The following is a 6,710-nucleotide window of genomic DNA, read 5'->3' as shown; positions in this document are numbered from 1 at the left end:
GAACTACATGTTCACTGCCCGTAGACCCGACATAGAATAATCAAGTTATTTCAATGCAAATCCTATGCGGCGCGGCCCGGAGGCCCCTGTGAAGTCCGACGGGGGTGCGGAGTCGTGCATCATGGTCCGGGGTCTTGCGGTCATCACCGTTGGTGCCTTCCGCTCGGTCGGCTGCGGCCCGTCGACATGGCTCGGACGGGTTCGGCAGCCCCGACCGTTGCGGTGGGGACGGACCCGGTGGCATGCCGATCGTCGCCCGGGTGGCCGATCGGGTCGTCGTCCGGGTCCTCGAGCGGCTCGACCGCGACCGCGCACACCTTGAACTCGGGCATCCGGGACGTCGGGTCGAGCGCGTCGTTGGTCAGAGAGTTCGCCCGTCCGGCCCCGGCCCAATGGAAGGGCAGGAAGACGGTGTCGAACCGGAGGGTGTCGGTCAGCCTCGCCGGCACCTCGCAGGTGCCTCGTCGGCTCGTGACCCGCACCGGCGCCCCCTCAGCGATCCCGAGCCGTTCGGCGAGGTCGGGATGGATCTCGACGAAGGGTTCCGGCGCGGCGTCGACGAGGTGTCCGATCCGGCGGGTCTGCGCACCGCTCTGGTAGTGGGCCAGCACGCGTCCGGTGGTCAGGTAGTAGGGGTACTCGGGGTCGATGTCCTCCGCCACCGGACGGTGCTCGACCGGCACGAGCCGAGCCCGTCCGTCCGGGATGGCGAAGCGGTCCAGGAACATCCGGGGGTGCCCGGGTGCGTCTCGTCCGGGCAGGGCCAGAACACCCCGTCCAATGCGGTGATCCGCTCGTAGCTGATGCCCGCGTAGTCGGCGATCCCCCCGGCGCTGGCCCGGCGCAGCTCGTCGAAGACCACCCGTGGTTCGTCGGGGAAGCGCTCGGCGTGGCCGAGTCGGGCGGCGAGCGCCGCGATGATCTCCAGGTCGGTGCGTACCCCCGTCGGAGGAGGCCGCAGCCGTTCCCGCCGCAGTACCCGACCCTCCAGATTGGTCATCGTCCCCTCTTCCTCCGCCCACTGGGCGGTCGGCAGGACGACGTCGGCCATGGCCGCCGTCTCGATGAGCACGAAGTCGGCGACGACGAGCAGGTCCAGGGCGGCCAGCCGCGAGGTGATCCGACGGGCCCGGGGGGCGGAGACGGCGATGTTGCTGCCGAGGATGAGGAGCGCCCTCGGCCCCTGCGGCGTGCCGAGCGCGTCCAGCATCTCATAGGCGCTGCGGCCCGGACCGGGGATGGTCGTCGGGTCGACGCCCCAGATCCGACCGATGTGCTCCCGGGCCACCGAATCGGTGATCTTGCGGTAGTCGGGAAGCTGGTCGGCCTTCTGCCCGTGTTCCCGGCCGCCTTGCCCGTTGCCCTGGCCGGTGAGACAGCCGTAGCCCGACCCGGGGGTGCCGGGCAGCCCCAGTAGGAGGGCGAGGTTGATGAGCGCCGTGACGGTGTCGGTGCCCTTGCTGTGTTGTTCGGCACCGCGGGCGCTGAGCACCATCGCCCGTTCGGCCTGGGTGAGCAGGCCCACGGCGGCGTACTGGTCTGCCACCGGCACTCCGGTGATGCGCTCCACCCGTTCGGGCCAGTAGGAGGCGAGTACTGCTCGCAACTCGGTGAGGCCCGTCGTCCGAGCGGCGAGGAAGTCGTGGTTGGCGTACCCCTCCGTTAGGGCGATGTGGGCCAGCCCGTTGACCAGGGCCAGGTCAGTTCCCGGGGTGATCTGCAGATGCAGGGCCGCGGCGCGGGCGGTGGCCGTCAGGCGCGGGTCGACGACCACGAGCGCCCCGCCGTTCTCCCGCTGGCGGGTTAGGTACTGCATGAACGGGGGCATGGTCTCGGCCGCGTTGCCGCCGACCATGAGGACGGCCCCGGCGTGCGCGATGTCCTCCAATGGGAAGGGCAGGCCCCGGTCCAGCCCGAACGAGCGGATGCCCGCGGCGGCCGCCGACGACATGCAGAACCGGCCGTTGTAGTCGATCGCGGAGCTGCGCAGCGCCACCCGCGCGAACTTGCCCAGGGCGTAGGCCTTCTCGTTGGTCAACCCGCCGCCGCCGAAGACGCCGACCGCGTCCGGGCCGTGTTCACGCTGGAGGCGGATGATCCCCGCAGTGATGCGGTCGAGCGCCTGCTCCCAGCTCACCGGCTCGAGGGGGGCGTCGCGTCGTGGCCGCATCAGCGGGGTGGTGAGCCGGTCCGCGGCGGTCAGCAATTCGGCGGAGGTCCACCCCTTCTGGCACATCCGGCCCCGGTTGGTGGGGAACTCGCGGGCGAGCACGGTAACCGGCCCCGGAGACCTTCCGCCTGCTGGTTCCGGGCCGTCGTCCTTTCCGGCGCTCTCCGGGGTGGCGCTCTCCGGGGTGGCGCGCAGCACCATTCCGCACTGCAGGGTGCCGTATGGGCAGTGTGTCGCCACCTCGGCAAGGGGCGCGGCCGGCACCGGCATGGTCGTGGTCACGCACCGAGCGTGCGGCGAGGGGGTGTCTCGGTCGGGTCGGAGCCGTTTCGCGGCGGCAAAGTGGTTCTCATCCTGGCCGTCTCCCCGATGTGCGGCCCCCCGATGTGCGGCCGCGGCCCCGACGATGCCACCCCGCGGCACTCGGTCGTCTCCCGGAGTTGGGCCGCCTTCTGAGAGGTGATCGCCGGCCACGGCACACGACCCGTCGAGGAGAACTGTCGCGGGAATGGCGTAACAATAGGCAGCGTGTCTGTCGCCGCCGTGTCGCCTCTCGATGTCGAGGAAGTCGACGAGACCCTCGATGAGGATCGGCCGTGGGTCACCATTGTCTGGAACGACCCGATCAATCTGATGTCATACGTGACGTATGTCTTCCAGAAGCTCTTCGGCTACAGCAAGCCGAAGGCCACCGAACTGATGCTCGACGTCCATCACAAGGGGCGGGCTTCGGTGGCCGTCGGCACCAGGGAGGAGATGGAGGCCAACGCCGAGCGCCTGCACGCCTACGGCCTGTGGGCCACGATCGCCCAGGACTGACCCGACCAGTAACCCGACCGGCGGGGTGTCCCGGCCCGGCCGGTCGGCCTCGGCCGCCCGGAGCAGCCCATGCGGCATGCCCTGGGTAGGCTGGCCGCGTCCGTGGTCGGACGGTTCAGACGGTCATGTGGGGCGGTCGTCCCGGGCGCACCGTCGCCGGGAGCGTGGGAGTGGGGGAACGGAGGGACGTGGCTGACGGCTTCCGCCGCACGCGTGCCGGGATCGAGCTGCGCCTTCCCCGGCTCGAGGCGGCGTTGCTGATCGAGCTTGTCGGCCAGATCGAGTCCCTGCTCGAACCGCCGCCGGTCGAGGATCCGCTGGAGGCGCTGGTGGGGCTGCGTGACACCGCGCCGCCGCCGCCGGACGACCCGGCGATCGCTCGTCTGCTTCCCGACCCCTACCCGGACGATCCGATGGCCTCCGGGGACTTCCGCCGCCGCCGGACGGACGATCTGCTCGCCCGCAAGCGCGACGCCGCTCGGCGGGTGCTGTCCGCTGTGCCAGCGCCCGGGAGGGTGCTCCTGCTCGACGAGGAGGCCGCTCAGGACTGGCTGACGACGCTGAACGACCTCCGGTTGGTGCTGGGAACCCGGCTCGGCCTCACCGACGACGACTCCACCGCGGAACTTGAACACCTCGACCCGGACGATTCCCGCCGACCGCTCGTCGCGGTCTACGCGTTCCTGACCGAACTGCTCGACGATCTGACCCGAGCTCTGGGGTAGTCGCGGGCGAGATCGGCCCGGACCGCCCCTTCGGCGTCGTACGGTAGGCTCGTGCTGCGAATGGACCGTGCCTGCTATGAGGCGATCGTCGCTCATGCCCGCCGTGATCATCCCGACGAGGCCTGTGGTATCGTCGCCGGTCCCCTGGGGTCGGACCGGCCGGAGCGGTTCATCCCGATGGAGAACGCGGAGCGCTCGCCGACCTTCTACCGCTTCGATCCAATGGAGCAGCTCAAGGTGTGGCGGGAGATGGACGACCGGGACGAGGAGCCCGTCGTCATCTACCACTCGCACACCGCAACCGAGGCGTACCCGTCCAGAACCGACGTGTCCCTCGCGGCCGAGCCGGGCACGCACTACGTGCTGGCCTCCACCCGGGAGCCGGGCGTGACCGAGTTCCGATCTTACCGGATCGTCGACGGCGTGGTCACCGAGGAGCCGGTGGAAATCGTCTGAGACGGCCTGGCGTTGCAGATGACGCGGCGACGGACGATGACGCGGCGACGGACACGGTTCGGGAAGGGACACGGTCCGGGAAGATGGTGACTGCGGAGCCTTGGCACCTACGACTCGTCCGCTTGTCCGCCTGAGGTAGAACCCGCTGACGTGACACCCCCGCCCATCCGGGCGGCGCCACCGCCAAACCCGGCCGGTGGCACCCGCGAAAGGAGCACCATGGCAGTCCAGGTCCGTGTGCCGACGATCCTGCGTACCTACACGGGAGGTTCGAAGCTGGTCGAGGGCACGGGCGACACGGTCGCCGCGCTCTTCCTCGATCTCGATTCCCGGTATGCCGGGCTGCGGGGCCGGCTGGTGACCGGTGACAACGGTTCCGAGCTGCACCGCTTTGTCAACATCTACGTCAACGACGAGGACGTTCGTTTCCTCGGCGGTCTCGACGCCAAGCTCAGCGACGGCGACGAGGTCACCATTCTTCCTGCCGTCGCCGGCGGCTCCGTCGACGCCGGGGAGTTTCCGGGCAGTGCCGAAGTTCCGGGCAGCGAGGGGCCGGCCGTGGTGTCGCCTGGCATGTCGCCCGGGCAGCACTGACGCGAGCGACGGGTCCCGACTCATGCGTTTCTCCTCCCTGGCCGACTCCGTCGGCCGGACCCCGCTGGTCGGGCTTCCGCGACTGTCGCCGTCGCCGGATGCCCGGCTGTGGGCGAAGCTGGAACAGGACAACCCGACCGGTTCGATCAAGGATCGGGCGGCGCTGTGGATGATCGCCGACGGCGAGAAGCGCGGTCTGCTCACTCCGGGCGCGACCGTGCTCGAACCGACGTCCGGTAATACCGGGATCTCGCTGGCCATGGCCTGTCGTCAGCGGGGCTACCGGCTGATCTGCGTGATGCCGGAGAACACCTCGATCGAGCGCCGTCAGCTCCTGCAGATGTGGGGCGCCGAGATCAGGTTCTCGCCCGCAGCCGGCGGATCGAACGAGGCGGTCGCCGTCGCGAAGCGGCTGGCCGCCGAGAACCCCGACTGGGTGATGCTTTACCAGTACGGCAATCCGGCGAACGCCCAGGCGCACTATGAGACGACCGGGCCGGAGATTCTCGAGGACCTGCCCGAGATCACGCACTTCGTGGCGGGCCTCGGCACGACCGGAACCCTCATGGGAACCGGCCGTTACCTCAAGGAACGGGTGCCGGACATCTCGATCGTCGCGGCCGAACCGCGCTACGGCGAGCTGGTGTACGGGCTGCGCAACATCGACGAGGGGTTCGTTCCCGAACTGTACGACCCGTCGGTGCTCACCTCGCGATACTCGGTCGGTCCGCGGGAGGCGCTGCGTCGTACCCGCGAGCTGGTGCAAGAGGAGGGCATCTTTGCCGGGATCTCCACCGGGGCCATCCTGCACGCGGCGCTCGCGCAGGCCGAGCGGGTGGTAAAGGAGGGCAAGTCGGCCGATATAGTCCTGATCGTCTGTGACGGTGGCTGGAAGTATCTGTCCACTGGCGCCTACGCCGGCACCCTCGAAGAAGCCGAGGCCGCCCTGGAAGGGCAGCTGTGGGCCTAGCCCCGCATGGCGGCTTCGCCGCAATGCGGGGGCCCCTGGCGTAGGGCGCCGTTCGGGGTTTCCGTCAGCTCGCCTTCGGCGAGCTTCCTGGGGGAGCCGTCGGGGGTGGTTGGCGGCTTCGCCGCAATGCGGGGGTTGGGGTTCAGTCGGTGGCGGGGGTGAGTGGGGCAGCGAGGACTTCGCCGAGGATCAGGGCCAGTTTACCGAAGGCTCGGCCGCGGTGGCTGATCGCATCCTTCTCCGCCGCGGACAGTTCGGCGTTCGTCCGGGTCTGACCGTCGGCCAGGAACAGTGGGTCGTAGCCGAAGCCGCCCGCGCCGCGAGGTTCGGTCAGCAGGATGCCACGTAGCTCGCCGTGGGCGACCCGTTCGACGCCGTCCGGGGTGACCAGGGCCGCCGCGCAGACGAAGGCGGCGTGGCGCCGGTCGGCTGGGACGTCGTCAAGCTGCGCGAGCAGCAGGGTGTTGTTGGCGGTGTCCCGTTCGACCCGGGTGCCGTCGCGCCGGCCCGACCATCGAGCCGAACGCACCCCCGGCATCCCGGCCAGCTCGTCGACGGCGAGCCCGGAGTCGTCGGCGATCGCCGGCATCCCGGTCTCCGCGACTGCCGCCCGCGCCTTGATCAGCGCGTTCTCGGCGAAGGTCGTCCCGGTCTCGGGTACCTCCTTGCCGGGCGGCAGGCCCACCAGTTCCACGGCCAGGCCGCTGGCCGCCAGGAGGCGGCGCAGCTCCGCGAGCTTCGCCTCGTTGCGACTGGCGAGGACCACCTTCGTCGTCCGGGTCGATCCGTGGTGTTTGGCGCTCATCGAGCACCTCCCGGGCGAGGAGGCCCCGCCGGAACCGGGCCGCGCAACGCCTCGGTCTGGATCGCGGTGAGCTGGGCGCATCCACGCACTGCAAGGTCGAGCAGGCTGTCGAGCATCGTCCGGTCGAACGGGGTGCCCTCGGCGGTGCCCTGGACCTCGACGAAACCGTCC

Annotated in this window: 8 protein-coding genes and 1 pseudogene; 5 read left to right on the top strand and 4 right to left on the bottom strand. The window is 70.1% G+C overall.

Annotated features, from left to right (window positions below):
* Positions 1–143: 143 nt before the first annotated feature.
* Positions 144–662, bottom strand: coding sequence for a molybdopterin dinucleotide binding domain-containing protein (locus tag AC08OT_RS17970; RefSeq protein ID WP_476594417.1), 519 nt, complete (start codon positions 660–662; stop codon positions 144–146).
* Positions 623–2,452: a molybdopterin oxidoreductase family protein gene (locus AC08OT_RS17965; protein WP_476594418.1), complete on the bottom strand. Its 1,830-nt coding sequence runs from the start codon at positions 2,450–2,452 to the stop codon at positions 623–625. The genes AC08OT_RS17970 and AC08OT_RS17965 overlap by 40 nt, the downstream gene beginning before the upstream one ends.
* Positions 2,453–2,698: 246 nt before the next feature.
* Here AC08OT_RS17965 and clpS point away from each other — a divergent pair, with 246 nt between their 5' ends.
* The 5 genes from clpS to AC08OT_RS17940 all read left to right on the top strand — a co-directional run bounded on the left by clpS (position 2,699) and on the right by AC08OT_RS17940 (position 5,734).
* On the top strand, positions 2,699–2,989 hold the full coding sequence (gene clpS / locus AC08OT_RS17960) for an ATP-dependent Clp protease adapter ClpS (protein ID WP_476594419.1): 291 nt from the start codon (positions 2,699–2,701) through the stop codon (positions 2,987–2,989).
* Between the two features lie 188 nt (positions 2,990–3,177).
* A complete protein-coding gene (locus AC08OT_RS17955) occupies positions 3,178–3,714 on the top strand; it encodes a DUF2017 domain-containing protein (protein WP_476594420.1) in 537 nt (178 codons plus the stop codon).
* 60 nt (positions 3,715–3,774) lie between these two features.
* Positions 3,775–4,170: a M67 family metallopeptidase gene (locus AC08OT_RS17950; RefSeq protein WP_476594422.1), complete on the top strand. Its 396-nt coding sequence runs from the start codon at positions 3,775–3,777 to the stop codon at positions 4,168–4,170.
* A gap of 219 nt (positions 4,171–4,389) precedes the next feature.
* Positions 4,390–4,764, top strand: coding sequence for a MoaD/ThiS family protein (locus AC08OT_RS17945; protein WP_476594421.1), 375 nt, complete (start codon positions 4,390–4,392; stop codon positions 4,762–4,764).
* Positions 4,765–4,786: 22 nt separating this feature from the next.
* Positions 4,787–5,734: a PLP-dependent cysteine synthase family protein gene (locus AC08OT_RS17940; RefSeq protein ID WP_462187858.1), complete on the top strand. Its 948-nt coding sequence runs from the start codon at positions 4,787–4,789 to the stop codon at positions 5,732–5,734.
* A gap of 142 nt (positions 5,735–5,876) precedes the next feature.
* Here AC08OT_RS17940 and rdgB read toward each other — a convergent pair whose 3' ends face one another.
* Together rdgB and AC08OT_RS17930 are read right to left on the bottom strand one after the other, a co-directional pair.
* A complete protein-coding gene (gene rdgB, locus AC08OT_RS17935; RefSeq protein WP_476603073.1) occupies positions 5,877–6,539 on the bottom strand; it encodes an RdgB/HAM1 family non-canonical purine NTP pyrophosphatase in 663 nt (220 codons plus the stop codon).
* Positions 6,536–6,710, bottom strand: a pseudogene (locus AC08OT_RS17930) (ribonuclease PH); the annotation flags it as partial. The pseudogene AC08OT_RS17930 and the gene rdgB, both read right to left, overlap by 4 nt.

The organism is Frankia sp. CgJB1, assembly GCF_977947065.1.
This window is presented reverse-complemented; position numbering and strand designations above follow the sequence as displayed.

Bases quoted from the DNA above. Each gene is read 5' to 3' on its own strand.
- AC08OT_RS17950 (WP_476594422.1), top strand. From the start codon at position 3,775: ATGGACCGTGCCTGCTATGAGGCGATCGTCGCTCATGCCCGCCGTGAT.
- AC08OT_RS17945 (WP_476594421.1), top strand. From the start codon at position 4,390: ATGGCAGTCCAGGTCCGTGTGCCGACGATCCTGCGTACCTACACGGGA.
- AC08OT_RS17940 (WP_462187858.1), top strand. From the start codon at position 4,787: ATGCGTTTCTCCTCCCTGGCCGACTCCGTCGGCCGGACCCCGCTGGTC.
- rdgB (WP_476603073.1), bottom strand. From the start codon at position 6,539: ATGAGCGCCAAACACCACGGATCGACCCGGACGACGAAGGTGGTCCTC.